Genomic DNA, 16,324 nt, shown 5'->3' on the forward strand with positions numbered 1-16,324 from the left:
TCATACTCCCTAGCGACTATGTTCGCTCTCCAAATCGAGTCAATAATTCTAGTCGAGACAATTGTAATAGTAGGGGGGTAAATTCTTCTGGAGAGAGTACCATCAATGGCTCAATGATTGCCAGCAGTTCCTGGTCTAGTTCACCAAAACGGCTACGCAATAAGTAAGTGACCATACTACGGCGTTCGTTTTGCTTGCCCTGGACTAGTCCCTCTTGTTTGCCAAGCTCGGTAGCTAATTCCAGTCGTTGTTGATATATCTGAGATAATTGCATGATTAACTCCCTCTCATCTTCTTCTAGGTCTTGATTTTGTTTGATACGTGCCTCTAATATTGCCAGCATGTCATATACTAATTCTAGGATATTGTCTTTGTACTGACTCCCGCTGGGTAGGGATTTCAACTCCTCAATCGCGTACTGTTGCACTCTACCTCTACCGAGAATTCTCAACCATAACGTTTCCGGAGTAACCGGCAGTTGGTGAATCGCCACAATGGCGGTATACAAGGATTTACCCAGAAAGTACATACCCCTGGGATAATTAACTAGATCTGGTTGAGCATGGAAGCTTTCTAAAAACTCTTCGGAAGCCGTTGGGGAGAGAATCCATAAACGAGGCAGTTGGGTGACCCTAACTTGGGCATTAGTGCGCTTAGCCTGACGGAAAAGTTGACCATGAACCTGGATCAGTTTACCGATACAACTGAGCACCTCAAATTTAGTAACTGGGTTGCGGAACGGTTCAAAAATAGCAGGAGTTGTGGCCAGTTTCCCCAGTAATCCTAGGCTTTGTCCATTAGTGGTTAGTGGCTGGGATGGCAAAAAGTAAACATCAATTTCTTGAACTTCCCCAGGCACTTTCCAGCTCGTTTCTACTTTCCCCAGGGGGTCGAGGAGTTCTTTAAGACATTGTTTGGCAAATTGGTCATGGACGTTTCTGGTCATGGAACACCCTCAGAACTATTGATTTAATTAGTCTTTAATTACTATTTAATTAGTCAGCAAAAACTCCGTCTCCACGAGCTAGTCAACCGGCACGACATTGGGGATTAATAACCACAGCCTCTATTAATTTCGCTCTCCAAATCGAGTCAATAATTCTAGTCGAGATAATTGTAATAGTAGGGGGGTAAATTCTTCTGGAGAGAGTGCCATCAATGGCTCAATAATTCCCAGCAGTTCCTGGTCTAGTTCACCAAAACGGCTACGCAATAAGTAAGTGACCATACTACGGCGTTCGTTTTGCCTACCTTGGACTAGTCCTTCTTGTTTGCCCTGGACTAGTCCCTCTTGTTTGCCCTGGACTAGTCCCTCTTGTTTGCCCTGGACTAGTCCCTCTTGTTTGCCTTGGACTAGTCCTTCTTGTTTGCCAAGCTCGGTAGCCAATTCCAGTCGTTGTTGATATATCTGAGATAATTGCATGATTAACTCCCTCTCATCTTCTTCTAGGTCTTGATTTTGTTTGATACGTGCCTGTAATATCGCCAGCATGTCATATACTAATTCTAGGATATTGTCTTTGTGCTGACTGCCGTTTGGTAGGGATTTCAATTCCTCAATCGCTTGCTGTTGCACTCTACCTCTACCGAGAATTCTCAACCATAAGGTTTCCGGGGTCACTGGTAGTTGGTGAATCGCTACAATCGCCGTATACAAGGATTTCCCCAGAAAGTACATCCCCCTGGGATAATTAACTAGATCTGCTTGGAAATTGAAGCTTTCTAAAAACTCTTCGGAAGCGGTTGGGGAGAGAATCCATAAACGAGGCAGTTGGGTGACCCTAACTTGGGCATTAGTGCGCTTAGCCTGACGGAAAACTTGACCATGAACCTGGATGAGTTTACCGATACAACTGAGCACCTCAAATTTACTAACTGGGTTGCGGAACGGTTCAAAAATAGCAGGGGTTGTGGCCAGTTTTCCGAGTAATCCCAGGCTTTGTCCATTGGTGGTTAGTGGCTGAGATGGCAAAAAGTAAACATCAATTTCTTGAACTTCCCCAGGCACTTTCCAGCTCGTTTCCACTTTCCCCAGGGGGTCGAGGAGTTCTTTAAGACATTGTTTGGCAAATTGGTCATGGACATTTCTGGTCATGGAACAGCCTAAAAACTATAGCAAAGGGAACAGGGAATAGGGAACAGGGAACATAGAAGAGGAAATCGAGAACAGGGAATAGTAAAAAATCATCTGTAACTCACAATTATTATAACCGATAATTAGTAATTTTGTTTAATCAAAAAACTGGAATCAGTTTTTAAAAACTGAGCCTAAATTTTAAGGCTTATTTAGCATCATTACAAAAATTTATCGGAATTATTTCCTACTCTTACCTGTTCCCTGTTCCTTGTTACCTGCTCCCTGCTCCCTGCTCCCTGCTCCCTAAAACCTAGAACGAAAGTACATCACCAAATTTAGAACTGCTATATAATAGTGACTAAGGTAAAGTGGGTGCATAAGGCCAGCTCGGATGAACCGTTCCATGTTCCAACCGCAGCTTGGTACAGAATAGGGGCAAAATAACTAATAAGTAAGATGACCGATTTACAAACGTTTTATCGAGCTACCAACCCCAGTAAAACCTTAGCGGTGGACAATGAGGATGATCGCAAGTATTACATTGATTTCTCTTCAGTACGCGGCGGTCAGATTATTGAAAAACTTAGAAAAAAGATTGCTATCTTTTCACCAAATCAGCCTACTTGTGAACTGTTTACTGGGCATATTGGCTGCGGCAAGTCTACGGAGTTGCTCAGGTTAAAGGTGGATTTAGAACGGTCAGGATTTCATGTGGTTTACTTTGAGTCAGATCAAGACTTGGAAATGAGCGATGTTGATATTAGCGATATTTTACTGGCGATCGCTCGTCGAGTCAGTGAAAGTCTGGAAGACGCTGGCATTAGCCTTCAACCAGGGTACTTCCAGAGGTTATTCGGCGAAGTCAAAGATATCTTACAAACACCGATGGAGCTATCGGAGGTAGAATTCTCTGTAGGGATTGCCACCATTACCAGTCAAGCCAAAGCTAGCCCTAAGCAGCGGGATAAGTTGAGAGGATATCTAGAGCCTCGAACCAATGGACTTATTGAGGCAATTAATCAGGAGGTGCTAGAGCCTGCTATCAATAAATTGAAACAGACCGGGAAAAAGGGACTAGTAGTTATTGTTGATAGCCTTGACCGGGTGGACTCTATTCAAAAGCCCTTTGGTCGTCTTCAGCCAGAATATTTGTTTGCGGATCGAGGGGCACAGTTGCGGGGACTGAGCTGTCACGTGGTTTACACTATTCCATTGTCACTGCGCTTTTCCAATGACTTTGGGATGGTGACTGAACGGTTTATGACCGACCCCGAAGTCCTACCAATGGTACCTGTGCATTTACGCAACGGTAGCAAACATGAAAAAGGAATAGCACTGCTGCGACAGATGGTGCTGGCAAGAGCTTTTCCAGATTTAGAGCCAAACCAGCGTCTGAGTAAAATTACAGCAATTTTTGACAGTGCTGAAAGCTTAGACCGTTTATGTGGTGCTAGTGGTGGTCATGTGCGGAATTTACTCCGGTTTCTCAATGATTGGATCATGGAGGAAGGAAAACTACCCCTTTCCCGTAATGGTCTAGAACGTATGATTAAGGCTCAGCTTCATAAACTTGTCTTAGCGATCACTAATGATGAGTGGGATTTACTGGGTAAAGTAGCTAAGGAGAAGAAAGTGACTGGAGATGATGGATATCAAATCTTAATCCGCAGTCGCTTTGTTTACGAGTATTATGATCAAGAAGAACCTTGGTTTGATGTTAATCCAATTTTAGCAGAAGCTAAGGAACTACAGCCATAGCATTTATAAATAGGTTATGAACAATATTGCTGATTTATTATATAGCGCTACGCGCAAGGCAAGAGGCAAGAGGCAAAAGGCAAAAGTTCAATAAAACAGCTTTTGCTGCTTGTATCAATGTCAAACACCTTAATGCGTAGTGCTATAACATCAAAAACTGTTTCGATCTCTTTCCTACTGCTCCCTGCTCCCTGGTAAGCATTCAGCTATCAGCTATCAGCTATCAGCTATCAGCTCATGGGCTAGGCTCACACTAATTGAGGTGTTTATGGGGAAAGTGCCAGCGTCGAAGCCTGTGCCACCACAGGCTAGAAGCCTGTGCCACCTTGAGGTGCTTTTGAATAAAATAAGCTGACCGCTGACTGCTGAATGCTGAATGCTTACGCTCCCTGCTCCCTGCTCCCTGCTCCCTGCTCCCTGCTCCCTGTTCCCTGTTCCCTGTTCCCTGTTCCCTTTGCGATATATGAGTGCCTCCGATAAAACCAAAGAGGTTGCTGCCTACAACGACCGTGCGTTGCAAAGATTGGCTTGGGCAATTGAAGCTTCTCAGGGGCAATTTTCGCTGATTTTTGCACACTGTAACTATACCTATGTACAGCAGCAAATGACTGAGGGGCTCCGAGAAACCTGTTCTGTTCAAATCCGCGACGTTGTGCTAAAAAAGTCTGATAGCAGACTTTATAGCAAGATTCGGCAGGAATTAGGTGATCAGCAGCCAGGGGTTGTGATGGTCTTTGGCTTAGAGGCTGTTGATGATATTGATAGCTTGCTGGCTGCCACTAACCGAGTGCGGGAAGAGTTTCGGAAAAATTTCCATTTCCCCCTAGTGCTGTGGATTAATGATCAGGTTCAAACCAAATTGCTTCGGGTTGCTCCTGATTTGGAGAGTTGGGGCACAACTAGGGAGTTTCAAACCCCTCCTGATTCCTTATCTTATGAATTAATCTATACTCTCTCTCAAAAAGCCAAGGAGATATTGACTAACTTTCCAGACTCTGATCCTGAAAAATTTTTGTATGAGCTAAATCGGGGGATAGATGATCTATCAGAATTTGAGTCAGCTTGGCAAGATTTACAACATCACAACCAGGAAATAGAACCAGAGTTAGAAGCTAGTTTTTACTTGATGGTAGGTCGCAATTACTATGCTAAACAACAGTTTGAAGAATCCTTACGTTACTTTCATAAAAGCTTAGATCTATGGCAAAGACTAACCCGCTGCGATTGGCAAGGCATGGTTTTATTTCATATCGGGTTGTGTCCTTATGGAAAACCTGAACCACAAAATTTAGTTGAACAATGTGTTGATAGTTTAGCTCAGATATCTGATCAGGATTTAGCTAACCGATTGATTACTCAATTTGCCAGAGTCTTGCAACGCTTACAACGATGGGCAGACTTGGAAACCTTAGCCCAAAGGTCTCTAACACTGCATAGTGCCAATGGTAAGTCAATTGAGTTAGCGAAAGATTATGGTTTTCTGGCGGAGGTGGCTTTAGATAAATTAGCTTGGACTGAAGCTAAGGGATTAGCAGAGCAAGCACTCTCCATCCTGAAAACTAGTTTGTCGCCTGAATCAACAGCAACCTCATCCAAACAAAAAGCAAAATTAGATGGGATTCAATCCTTTGATAAAGCTTGGTATTTATTATTATTAGCAAGAGCAGAAAAAGGTCTTTGTAAGTATCAAGACAGTATCAAGTATCTCGAAATAGCTAAAGCAGAAACTCCAGCCCATTATGCTCCAGAGCTTTATATTATGATTTTGGCAAGCTGGCGAGAATTATACCTTGAAAAGGGTGACTATCTAGCTGCTTTTAGAGTTAAACAAGAACGAATATCCATTGAGCAACAGTTTGGCTTGCGAGCTTTTATCGGTACAGGGAGATTACAGCCAAAACGCAGAAGAGCTAAGTCTCAACTTCCAGCCCTTGAGCAGCCGGAAATGGTTGCAGATGAAATTATTGCTTCTGGTAGACAACAAGATATCAATAATTTGCTCGAAAGAATTGGCAATACTAGTTGTAAATTAACTGTTATTCATGGACCATCTGGAGTTGGAAAAAGTTCCTTAATCTATGCAGGATTAGTTCCAATTCTCAAGCAAAGAGCTATTGGTCAACGAGATGTATTGCCAATTGCCATACGAGTCTATACTGACTGGGTTAGGCAGTTAGGCGAGTTATTGGTTAATGCACTAAGAGCAAGAGGGCTTAGTCTTTCTGTTGAAGCAGATTCAGTAACTAGCATCTTGCAACAGTTGCAAGAAAATGGTGACCGAAACTTACTAACAGTTTTAATTTTTGATCAGTTTGAAGAATTATTTGTTGCTGTCCCAGATATAGTCGATCGTAATCTTTTATTGGAATTTTTAAAAACAGCAATTGACTATATTCCTTATACTCAAGTGATTCTGTCATTAAGGGAAGACTATCTACACTATCTCTTAAAATTTCAACGTTCAAAAAAAATAGATACTATCAATTACATATTAAGCCAAGATATACTTTATTATCTAGGAAACTTTTCTCAAGAAAATAGTGATAAGTTTATACAACATGTAACAACTAAACTTCATTTGTATTTGGAAAATGCTTTGATTAATCAACTTGTAAATGATTTAGCAGGAGAGCTAGGTGAAGTTCGTCCCATTGAGTTACAGATTGTGGGATTACAATTACAAGAAGAGAAAATTTATAAACTGGTTGAGTATCAAGCAATCGGTTCTAAACAAAAGCTATTGGAGCGATTTTTAGCTGGAGTTGTTAAAGACTGTGGTTATTGGAATGAACGTGAGGCAAGACTAGTTTTATACCTCCTAACAGATGAAAATAACACTCGACCACTCAAGTCAAGGGCAGAGTTAGGATCGGGTTTATTCGATCTCGGAGTAGGAGAGATAGAAAACCTAGATTTAATATTAGAGATCTTCGTCAACTCAGGATTGGTTTTACTTTTGCCAGAATTTTCGACTGCGCACTATCAATTAGTACACGACTATCTTGTTCCTATTATTCGTCAATCGACAGGAGCTTTAATAATCACTGAATTGGAACAGGAGAGACTAGCAAGAAAAGAGGCGGAACGAAGTAAATTAAGACTAGAAGAGGCGTTTTTTAAAAGCCGATTTAGAGCATCAATTGTCAAAAAAATGATTATTATGGTAGTATTAATACTATTGACCGGACTACTATTTGCGAGACAAGTTAAAATACTAAAGACTCTTGCTCTTGCTCAATCCTCAGAAGCCCTATTTAACAGAAATAGGGAGTCACTTGATCCACTCATATTAGCTTTAAAGGCAGGAACACAACTTAAGTCAGCAATCGCAGTAGGAACCAATACCCGCACTCAGACTTTAGCTGCATTACAGCAAGCCCTTTATGGAGTCAGAGAGCGCAATCGTTTGGAAGGTTATGACAGTTGGGTTAATAGCGTCACTTTCAGTCCTGATGGTGAAATCCTTGCCACTAGCATTGCTGATAGTACGGTCAAACTTTGGAGGGGAGATGATGAAATACTAACCGTTCTCCCAGGGCATACAGATACAGTCAATAGCGTCAGTGTTAGTCGTGATGGTGAAATCCTTGCCACTGGCAGTGCTGATGGCACCGTCAAACTCTGGAGTATAGACGGTCAATTACGACACACCCTCCAGGGGCATGAAACTGAGGTTACAAGTATCGGTTTCAGCCGGGACGGTCAGGTGATTGTCAGTGGTAGTCGCGGCGGAATAGTAAGATTGTGGGACAGACAGGGCAACCCAATTGGGCAACCCTTTGCAATACAGAACGCTAGTATTACGAGTCTCAGTTTCAGTCCTGACGGTAAGGTGATTGCCAGTGGTAGTAGCAACGGAATAGTAAGATTGTGGGACAAACAAGGCAACCGAATTGGGCAAACCTTTATGGGGCATAAAGCTGATGTTACAAGTATCAGTTTTAGCCCTGATGGTCAGACCCTTGCCACTGCTAGTCTGGATGGAGCTGTTAGACTTTGGAATCTTCAAGGAAAGGAAATTCTTACTTTCCAGAGTTCTGGTGCCACAATCAACAGCGTTAGCTTCAGTCTTGATGGTCAGACAATTGCCACTGGCAGTTTAGATGGAACTGTTAAGCTTTGGAGTCGGGAAGGTCAGGAACTCCAAATCTTGCGGGGTCATAAGAGAGGGATTGCAATTATGAGCTTTAGTCCCGATGGCAAAATTTTAGCCACCGCCAGCAGAGACTTGACCGTCAGACTCTGGAGCGTTGAGGACTATGATCTCAAAACCCAAACCCTATTTGGACATAAGGCTGTGGTTGATAGCGTCAGCTTTAGTCCCGATGGTCGCACAATTGCCACTGCTAGCTTCGATGGAACTGTTAAAGTATGGGAACGAGACGGTACACTAGTCAGTACCTTAGAAGGACATCAAGGTGCAGTCATAAGTCTTAGTTTCAGCCCTGATGATAATGTCATTGCCAGTCTTGGTTTGGATGGAAGTGTCAAACTCTGGAAACTAGACGGTACACTAGTGAAGACCTTAGAAGAAAATCAAAATCCAATCATAAGTTTTAGTTTCAGCCCTGATGGGAAATTCCTTGCCAGTGCTGGTTTGGATGGAACGGTAAAGCTATGGAGTCTGGAGGGTAAACTAATCAAAACTATTGATGCCCATAAAGCTAGTGTTTACAGCGTCAGTTTCAGCCCTGATGCACAATTATTTGCCAGTGCTAGTAACGATGGAACCGTAAAACTCTGGAATTTAATAGGTCAACAACTGGCAACTCTCAAGGGACATAACGATGATTTTGACAGTGTCAAGTTCAGCCCTAATGGCAAAATCCTCGCTACTGCTAGTAAGGATGGAACCCTTAAACTCTGGAATTTGAGCGGTGAAGAACTTGAAACTCTCAAGGGGCATAGTGCTGCGGTGATTAGCCTCAGCTTTAGCCGTGACGGTCAGACCCTTGCTACCGCGAGTCTGGATGGAACTATTAAACTTTGGAATTTGCAAGGTCAACAACTGGCAACTCTTAAGGGACATAGTGGTGTAGTCAATAGCCTCAGTTTTATCCCCTACGGTACCATACTTGCCAGTGGTAGTAGTGACGGGACAGTCAAACTCTGGAGTCTTCCGGAGGGTAAAGTACTCCAAACCCTCAAGAGTAGTGGTGCTGCGATCAATAGTGTTAGCTTCAGCCCTGACGGCAAGACTCTTGCTACGGCTAGTGAGGATAAAACTGTAATGTTATGGAATATCGATCTAGCTCTAAGTAGTCTAGATGAGCTACTGCGACGTGGTTGCGATTGGGCTGGGGATTATCTAAGGTATAACCCGAATGTAAGATTAAGCGATCGCACTCTTTGTAGAGGCATCAAGTAAAACGCGATTGACCTTTGGTCACGCTATAGGCATTGCCGACGCTGCTTGAGGTGCGATCGCACTGGTCCGATTGTGATTAATCCGTTGGTGGGCAGTGCCTACTTTGGCGATTGCTAACCACATGAATCGGTCGAAAGCACTGCCCACCCTACATCAACTACTAAAACGCGAATGCACTCTTTTTAGAGGCATCAAGTAAAACGCGATTGACCTTTGGTCACGCTATAGGCATTGCCGACGCTGCTTGAGGTGCGATCGCACTGTTTGTCGAGGCTTCACTAAAACGCGATTGACCTTTGGTCACGCTTCGCGATCGCACTACGGGCATCTTTCCGATTGAGTTGCAGCAAGAACTGCTGCGGGAACTGGGTGCCATTGAAGTAGGAGTGGGAACTTTGGTCGCTACCAATGCCAGAATGGCAGAAGCGGTCAAAGGTAGCGTTGACCGCTTGCGGGAATGGGTGAAAGGACAGCTAATGGTGCATGTAGATGAATCTCCTTGAGGTGCTTTTGAATAAAATAAGCACCTCAAGCAGCGTGAGCCTTAGCCTGACTGCTGACGGCTGATGGCTGAATGCTTACAAGCCAAAGGCCGAACAATCAAGGTATTCGGTGCATTCATTGGGGACGAAGCCTTTCATCCCCTAATAACTTGATGACGCCAGACCTGAATCCTTACATTTTAACTACCCCCTTACCTATTGAGGAAAGTCTTTACGCTCCAGAATTTTTGCTCCCGCAAGCAGTGTTCTAGCACTGAGGCCAATCAGTATAAAAATACCAATCCATTCCAGATATGGAAGATGGGGAATTTGTTGAACAAACTCGTCAGCCCATTGAGTATGAATAGGTTCAATCGCCTTAAAATAATGTTGATAAAGGAAACTATAAACTACAACTGCTTCAGTTATTAGGAGTAAATATGCGAGAGAACGCAAACCTACTACCAGTAACAGTGCAAAAATATTACTGGTTAACTCAAATGCGATGGTTCGTTGTCGCAACTCAGGTAAAATCAGGTTATTGTACTCGCTAATAGTGTCAAAGAACTGGTTAATCGAAGTTCTAATACTTTTTGGCTCTAAACTTTGTTTGAGAGCACGTCGATCTGCCTGGCGATTATATTTTCTAGATGTCTTGAAGAAATCAAAGTCAGGTAATAGGTACTGCATTGTACCATCTAGAGTTAAAAAAGATCGAGTCACTTTGAGAAAAGTCCAATTATTTGGGATACCATATCTGGCAATCACTTTAGATAATTCAGCCGTTGCCCCACCAAAAGACTTTTCTTTATACTCTATCCCTTTAAGTTGGGCTTTGGAGGACCAAAAATCTATAGCACGCGACATCTCTGCCCTGACTCTAGGTATATTAACTCTGGGAATATCAACAGCCAACCGCAAGATATAATCACTCGCTTTGCCAAAATCTCCATTTGTCAATGCATTCGTATACTCATTATAAGTTTCCCTCAAATCTCTATCCAGGGATCCCACGCTACCCATGTCAATGAATGCGACTTTGCTCCGACGCAATAAAATAATATTGCCTGGATGTAGATCTCCATGGTACAAGTTATCTTCAAATACTTGTCGAAGCAATGAAATAAACATCTTTTCACCTACTTTTTCAGTATCACAGTCATTTTCATCCTCCCATTGAGAGGCTCTGACGGGATCCCTAGCAAATACTTTAATATAATCAGAGGCAAGAACCCCATCGATATATTCCATAACTAAAACTCGACGTTTAGAATATTTGTCATAAATCTTTGGAACATATATTTTATGGGATTTTAGTGTTTTTCTCATCTTACGAGTATTAGATGCTTCATAGCGATAATCTAATTCCTCATTAAAAATTTTCTCTAACTCCGATACTGCTTCATCTAAACGTAGGTAACTCAAAACATTAAAAGCAATTAACAGTTTGGCAATGACTTTAATTAAATCCAAATCTCGCTTGAACGCTTCTTCTAGATTTGGACGTTGAATTTTAACGACTACCGGAACATTTTTTCTTTTCCTTCGCAACGTTGCTCGATGAACCTGACCAATTGATGCAGCTGCCAAAGGAGTCTCATCAAAATCTTCAAATATTTTTTCTAGGGGTGCTCCTAGCTCTGACTCAATTGTTGATCTAACTAAAGCCATAGGAAATCCAATGGCTTCAAACTGAAGACGTAATAACTGCTCACAAACCTCTTCTGGGAAAAGATCGGTCCGCAATGCTAACAACTGACCCGTTTTTACCCAGAAGCCTCCCAAATCTTGAAAGATATCACGCAGCTCGTTCGCAGTCTTTTGTATGTCTGGCTTATTTGTAATTCTGCGACGTTGTATACCTAAATAGTAAATAATAAATCGTTGGATAATGTAGATAGCAGGAAAACGACGAATTTTAAAGTTTTCAGCTATTTTAACTTTTTTTCGTTGTTTGTTATCAATAATAGGAGTAGGAATATCTTTTTTATTGATCATATAGCAGGCAAAAATAAATTTCAATAATAATCATTGATCTCTGGTAGTCCTCCTATCATGAAATCCTGAATGTAGCCTGATCAAAAACTAGTTTTAGGCAGTCCACGATAGTTTCGCTACTGAAACTGTTACTCTTTAAAAAGTACTGCAGTGCATCTTGGATGAGTTTGCGGTATTGGCAGACATAAATAAAGAAACTGATCAACATCAAAATAATTACCAACGATATAATAATATCAATTTTTCCTTGAAGGAGATTCAGAAAATTACAAAGTTCAAAGTTCAAAAAAAAACATAACCTGGTGCAAAAATATGTGCCTAGTGCTGTTGATACCATTATATACCAATCCTAAATGATATCAGAGAAAGCCTCATAAGTACTTAAATCAGGCATAGTGAATAAATGATACTCAATAAATAATTCAAAGAGTTTATTTGTAATGGTGAAAGAGCGACACCATAGATGGATATGGCGTAAAAGTTGCTTGATATGCCCCCAAATATTTTCAATGGGATTTTCTCCTGGTGCATAGGGAGCAAATCTGAGACAGTGAACTTCCTTTTGCTCACTATTCCTTTTGCTCACCATGATTAACTAATGTCTTGATCATGGGTGAGGAACCAATCGGCGATCATCTGGTTTTGTTCCTCCACCACAGAGCTATTTTATCTGGGACTTTGTCTTGATGCAATAGCGAGTGGGGGAAACCCCCAAGACCGTAATGGTGCGTTTTCCGTAGGCGAATTAAATTCGCCACGGGTCGCACCTCTGCATCGCTTTTTTACCTTTATGCCAACTCATCCCAGCTTTTTTGAGTAATTCGTAATAGCTTTGTAATGAGCAATACACTACACCATAACTCTGTTCGATGTAGTCCATTACCTCCCATACAGTTGTTTGGGTTTTAGATTTAATCCGCTGGATTACTTCTGTTGACTGTGAGTGCTTTAAATATCCTAAACTCTCTTTATAGGCTAGTTCTAAACCTTTCACTCCTTGCTCACGATTGCGACGTTCCCAACGACTTATATAGCTTGACTGAACTCCCAATACTGGTTGAATTTCCCGATGCTTGAGACCTTGAAGGCGCATCTTCATCGCTATTGCTCGTTTGAGTTCTATGGGATCCCGATTACTGGCCATTAATTCTTCCAGGGTCATAATATTAATATATATTCATTACACCAATACACTTTAAATTATAACCCATTACAGCACTCTTTTCTCCAAATTCATTTAGGATTGGTATAGTCCAGCTCAAAGTCTCGGAAGAATCTTTGTAGCAGTTTGTAGTTCGATGCTGTTTTTGCTGTACCCATAAACCCCAGGGTAATCGCAGCTAAATTAAGTCTTCCTAGATATAGCATTATTTGAGCTTGTTAGGACTAGAAAATGGTGAAGTGGTCCAGGGTAATCGCATCTAATTTGGTATAAATTGTACTTGACAAAAAACCGGTTGCATGAACTAGTCCTTCATCTCTCATCAAGGGTAACCATTGATGTGTAAAGGGTTGTATTTTCTAGTCACGAATCATGGCAAAAGGTTTTGGCAGACCCGTTCTTAACAATCATAATCAGCGTGAGGCTCAGATCCTGAAAAAGAGTGTACTCAATCATTTTCAGCATCGGTCGGTACCCCGTGTGGGTAGCAGAACGGACCATAATCTTGTAGCGATGGTTACCATTGCAATTTTGGCCGTGATTGCGGGAGCGGATGGGTTTGTGGCTATCGAAACCTAAGGAACACGCAAAACTTGAGTGGCCCCAAGACATGTTTAGATTTGCCCCACGGGATACCATCCCACGATACCAATGGTCGTGTATTTGGCCTTCAAGATCCCCAGGAACTCGAAACTTGCTTGCCTTTGTTGGGTGCGCAGCATCACCGAGAGCTTAGATATTCAACTCATTCATATTGACGGCAAGACAGCCATTGGCTCCTATGAGCGGGAGAACCACCTCAAAGCGCAGCGAGCGTGTGAGCGCCGGTCGCGGTGTGAACATCAGCTGGTGTTGGCACAACAAAAAGTTGAGAGCAAATCTAATCAAATTACAGCGGTACCACTGCTACTGAAATTGCTTAACCTCTTTGGAGCGGTCGTGACTCTTGATGCCATGGGAACCCAAACCGACATTGCCCGACAAATTAAGGAAGCCGGTGGGGAGTATGTCCTGGCGCTCAAGGGTAACCAGGGCAAGCCCCCTCAGCAGGTGGAAGAGTGGTTTGCGCGAGGCCGAAGACCAGAACTGGCAAGGGTAGAAATTGAGTTGCCACGAAACGGTCGAGGCCGGGCATCACCGCCATTAAACCCGTCAGGTGTGGGCGGTGCCTGTGAGTCAACTACCCCCGTTGCATCGGCAAACACACCTGGCTTGGTTTAACCAGCGTGGTGATGGTGAAGCGAAGGCGACAGTTATGGAACATGCGCCACCACACAGACTCAGTTTTACCTCAGTGCCCTGGAACCAGATGGCCAGCAACACAACCGGGTGATTCGCTCCCATTGGGGTGTTGAACATGGTCTACATTGGGTCCAAGATGTCAATATTAAAGAAGTTGCCAGTCGGGTTCGCCAGGGCTATGAGAAGCGAAAATCTAGGGCTGTTGCGCCGCCTGAGTGTTAACCTGCGTGGATCGCGAACCCTCCCGCGCCTTGTCTGAAAATGAAGCGTTATAGGGCGGGGATGGATAATGACTCTATCATCAAAATCCTGGCCGCCAGTGCGGCGAAGTGATGCATTTTTTGAGGGTGATGCAAGATTGTTGAAGAGCCATAAAAGGAGGTGATGGGCTGAATCTATTAACCGAATCCGGTTAGGCTCCAGGAGTGTTTACTAACACTCCTGGTACAAACAAACGAGATCTTAAAACTTTGATCAGGGTATAATCAGCAATTATACAGTCAAATTTTAGGTCAGGTTACTGTATTTTTAGAACTCTACTAAGATGCGATTACCCTGCTAAAACTAATCATATTGAAAATATTGAAAGATTAAATAATACCTTAAGACAAAGGATTAGTCGTCTGGTAATAAAAACTTTGTCATTTTCAAAAAAATTAGAAAATCACTTAGGAGCTATTTGGAATTTTATTCATCACTATAATCAATGTTTGTCGGTTTGATTAGGCGATCACTAAATGTTTATCACTACCAAACTTTCCTGGTTTTATCAGTTTTGTTAATTGATCATAATCAATTCCTAATAATCCTTTGGTTTGTTTAGGATGTTTTTGAATATAATCCCAAGTATAATTACTCATTCTTTCCGCTTATCTATGGATATTTACGTCCATTATACTCTATTTTTAGAATTTTATAGTATTATGGAGATGTATAATAAGTTAGTGAAAGTACTTCAAAAGATAAAGCCCGTGGTTGCTGGAACGGGTGCGCAGACCAAGTACAACCGGACTAAGCTGGGCTTTCCTAAGGAGCATTGGATTGATGCCGCCTGTGTCGGAGATCTTGAAGCCTTGCAGTTAAGGACAAACCAACCACTGTTAGTAACTTGTTTTGGCCAAGGAGGTAGGCAAAAAGCAGCACTCAACAAGTATGGCTATCCCATCAGACACAACCCATTAAAGCCGATTGGCCGTAGGCCACGCTGCGCGAACAAAGGTTGGTGTAGTGGAGATATAGCCAAAAACCTCCTGACTGGGGAGTTCGGAAGAGTTAACCCCAGAAGCAAAAGTAACTCTTTCAATTACACAGTCCCGGGGAAAAAGGCAATAAGCTTGCACGTCAAAAACCTGATAAGAGTCCACAGAAAAGATGGATACACTTACAGCTTTTGCGAGCAAATACCAGAAATTACCTGGGAATAGTCGTCCTACCGTTGACAGACTAAATCCCCTGGCTAATTTGGTTTGAGTACATTTGTTCATCACCTCTAAACGACGTCCATTTATTTGCTCTGCCTCCCAAGGTGCTTCGGTCAGAAAATGGTGTATTCTGTGGTAAGTTACCTCTACGGAGTCTCTCGCTATCTGAGATAGATTTTTTCGTTGACTTTCTCCCAATAATCCCTCTATGTAGTTTCCTTACTCTCTTTTCTTCGGCTAATTCCTCAATAAATCATCGAACTTACACTCACCTTTGTTAAAACAGGGAGGCATTGCTGCTGGGGTTGTTTCTTTCATGGGGGCGTACCCTTAAGCATAACGACGTTAAAACTATGTAAAATCTGTAGTATACCCTACCTTTCGTTTTCCAGGCGAAAGCGTGTCTTCCTAACCGTTTTAGCTGTCGAGTGCAGGTGAGTGGAAATCTGTTCAACATAAAGCGCCTTGATGACTTAAATGAATCGCTTCTGCTCGATCGCGTAGCGTGGCCTACGGCCAATCTTTGAATCGTTAACTGACGGTGGTGGCCCTCCTCAACTCCGGTGAGCGTTCTTTCTTCTTCTTGGGTGAGAAACACTCTCAGTCTGGCTCCCATACCTCTGACTCCTTTCTTCGGCAACACTTTAGAATTTGTAACATACCTCCTTTTTTCTGGCACGACCTACTTATGAAATGATGCACTTTCCCTACTCACGCTGGGGGGGTGACATACAAGCTTAAATCCTTACTGGATAATAATTTCAGCCCATAAGTTACTTCAGGTGCGCTTGACCGTGGCGAATTAAATTCGCCACG

13 protein-coding genes and 2 pseudogenes are annotated in these 16,324 nt (G+C 42.5%); 5 read left to right on the forward strand and 10 right to left on the reverse strand.

Features of this window, described 5'->3' with window-relative positions; all coding sequences use genetic code 11:
- Positions 1-16: 16 nt before the first annotated feature.
- Together F6K37_RS14715 and F6K37_RS14720 are read right to left on the reverse strand one after the other, a co-directional pair.
- Positions 17-946, reverse strand: a complete 930-nt coding sequence (locus F6K37_RS14715) for an RpnC/YadD family protein (RefSeq protein WP_287250952.1) — start codon at positions 944-946, stop codon at positions 17-19.
- A 123-nt stretch (positions 947-1,069) separates the two neighbouring features.
- Positions 1,070-2,095: a FliH/SctL family protein gene (locus tag F6K37_RS14720; RefSeq protein ID WP_287250954.1), complete on the reverse strand. Its 1,026-nt coding sequence runs from the start codon at positions 2,093-2,095 to the stop codon at positions 1,070-1,072.
- 438 nt (positions 2,096-2,533) lie between these two features.
- On the opposite strand from F6K37_RS14720, the gene F6K37_RS14725 reads away from it, so the two are divergent.
- Together F6K37_RS14725 and F6K37_RS14730 are read left to right on the forward strand one after the other, a co-directional pair.
- Positions 2,534-3,835, forward strand: a complete 1,302-nt coding sequence (locus F6K37_RS14725) for a P-loop NTPase family protein (protein ID WP_287250955.1) — start codon at positions 2,534-2,536, stop codon at positions 3,833-3,835.
- Between the two features lie 376 nt (positions 3,836-4,211).
- On the forward strand, positions 4,212-9,203 hold the full coding sequence (locus tag F6K37_RS14730; RefSeq protein ID WP_287250957.1) for a WD40 domain-containing protein: 4,992 nt from the start codon (positions 4,212-4,214) through the stop codon (positions 9,201-9,203).
- An 18-nt stretch (positions 9,204-9,221) separates the two neighbouring features.
- Here the strand turns inward: F6K37_RS14730 and F6K37_RS14735 are convergent, their stop codons facing one another.
- A complete protein-coding gene (locus F6K37_RS14735; protein ID WP_287250958.1) occupies positions 9,222-9,350 on the reverse strand; it encodes a hypothetical protein in 129 nt (42 codons plus the stop codon).
- Between the two features lie 149 nt (positions 9,351-9,499).
- Between F6K37_RS14735 and F6K37_RS14740 the strand changes: the two genes are divergently transcribed.
- On the forward strand, positions 9,500-9,706 hold the full coding sequence (locus tag F6K37_RS14740) for a hypothetical protein (protein WP_287250959.1): 207 nt from the start codon (positions 9,500-9,502) through the stop codon (positions 9,704-9,706).
- Between the two features lie 195 nt (positions 9,707-9,901).
- Here the strand turns inward: F6K37_RS14740 and F6K37_RS14745 are convergent, their stop codons facing one another.
- From F6K37_RS14745 to F6K37_RS14760, 4 genes are all read right to left on the reverse strand, one after another.
- Positions 9,902-11,683, reverse strand: a complete 1,782-nt coding sequence (locus F6K37_RS14745) for an ABC1 kinase family protein (RefSeq protein ID WP_287250960.1) — start codon at positions 11,681-11,683, stop codon at positions 9,902-9,904.
- A gap of 349 nt (positions 11,684-12,032) precedes the next feature.
- Positions 12,033-12,272, reverse strand: coding sequence for a hypothetical protein (locus tag F6K37_RS14750; RefSeq protein WP_008180463.1), 240 nt, complete (start codon positions 12,270-12,272; stop codon positions 12,033-12,035).
- A 43-nt stretch (positions 12,273-12,315) separates the two neighbouring features.
- The gene (locus tag F6K37_RS14755) at positions 12,316-12,441 is read right to left on the reverse strand and encodes a hypothetical protein (protein ID WP_267871993.1); all 126 of its coding nucleotides are present in this window, start codon (positions 12,439-12,441) and stop codon (positions 12,316-12,318) included.
- On the reverse strand, positions 12,429-12,845 hold the full coding sequence (locus F6K37_RS14760; RefSeq protein WP_008180461.1) for a helix-turn-helix domain-containing protein: 417 nt from the start codon (positions 12,843-12,845) through the stop codon (positions 12,429-12,431). The genes F6K37_RS14755 and F6K37_RS14760 overlap by 13 nt, the downstream gene beginning before the upstream one ends.
- Before the next feature lie 651 nt (positions 12,846-13,496).
- On the opposite strand from F6K37_RS14760, the gene F6K37_RS14765 reads away from it, so the two are divergent.
- Entirely contained in the window at positions 13,497-14,066 is a 570-nt protein-coding gene (locus F6K37_RS14765; protein ID WP_287250961.1) for an ISAs1 family transposase, read from the forward strand.
- A 599-nt stretch (positions 14,067-14,665) separates the two neighbouring features.
- Positions 14,666-14,809, forward strand: a pseudogene (locus F6K37_RS14770) (IS1 family transposase); the annotation flags it as partial.
- On the opposite strand, the gene F6K37_RS14775 reads toward F6K37_RS14770, so the two are convergent.
- From F6K37_RS14775 to F6K37_RS14785, 3 genes and pseudogenes are all read right to left on the reverse strand, one after another.
- Complete coding sequence (locus F6K37_RS14775; protein WP_287250963.1) at positions 14,810-14,947, reverse strand: hypothetical protein; 138 nt, start codon at positions 14,945-14,947, stop codon at positions 14,810-14,812.
- Between the two features lie 546 nt (positions 14,948-15,493).
- Positions 15,494-15,826, reverse strand: a pseudogene (locus F6K37_RS14780) (transposase); the annotation flags it as partial.
- The gene (locus tag F6K37_RS14785) at positions 15,786-16,148 is read right to left on the reverse strand and encodes a hypothetical protein (RefSeq protein ID WP_287250964.1); all 363 of its coding nucleotides are present in this window, start codon (positions 16,146-16,148) and stop codon (positions 15,786-15,788) included. The gene F6K37_RS14785 and the pseudogene F6K37_RS14780, both read right to left, overlap by 41 nt.
- Positions 16,149-16,324: the final 176 nt, after the last annotated feature.

The sequence above is a fragment of the Moorena sp. SIO4E2 genome (genome assembly GCF_010671945.1).
Classification (GTDB): domain Bacteria; phylum Cyanobacteriota; class Cyanobacteriia; order Cyanobacteriales; family Coleofasciculaceae; genus Moorena; species Moorena producens.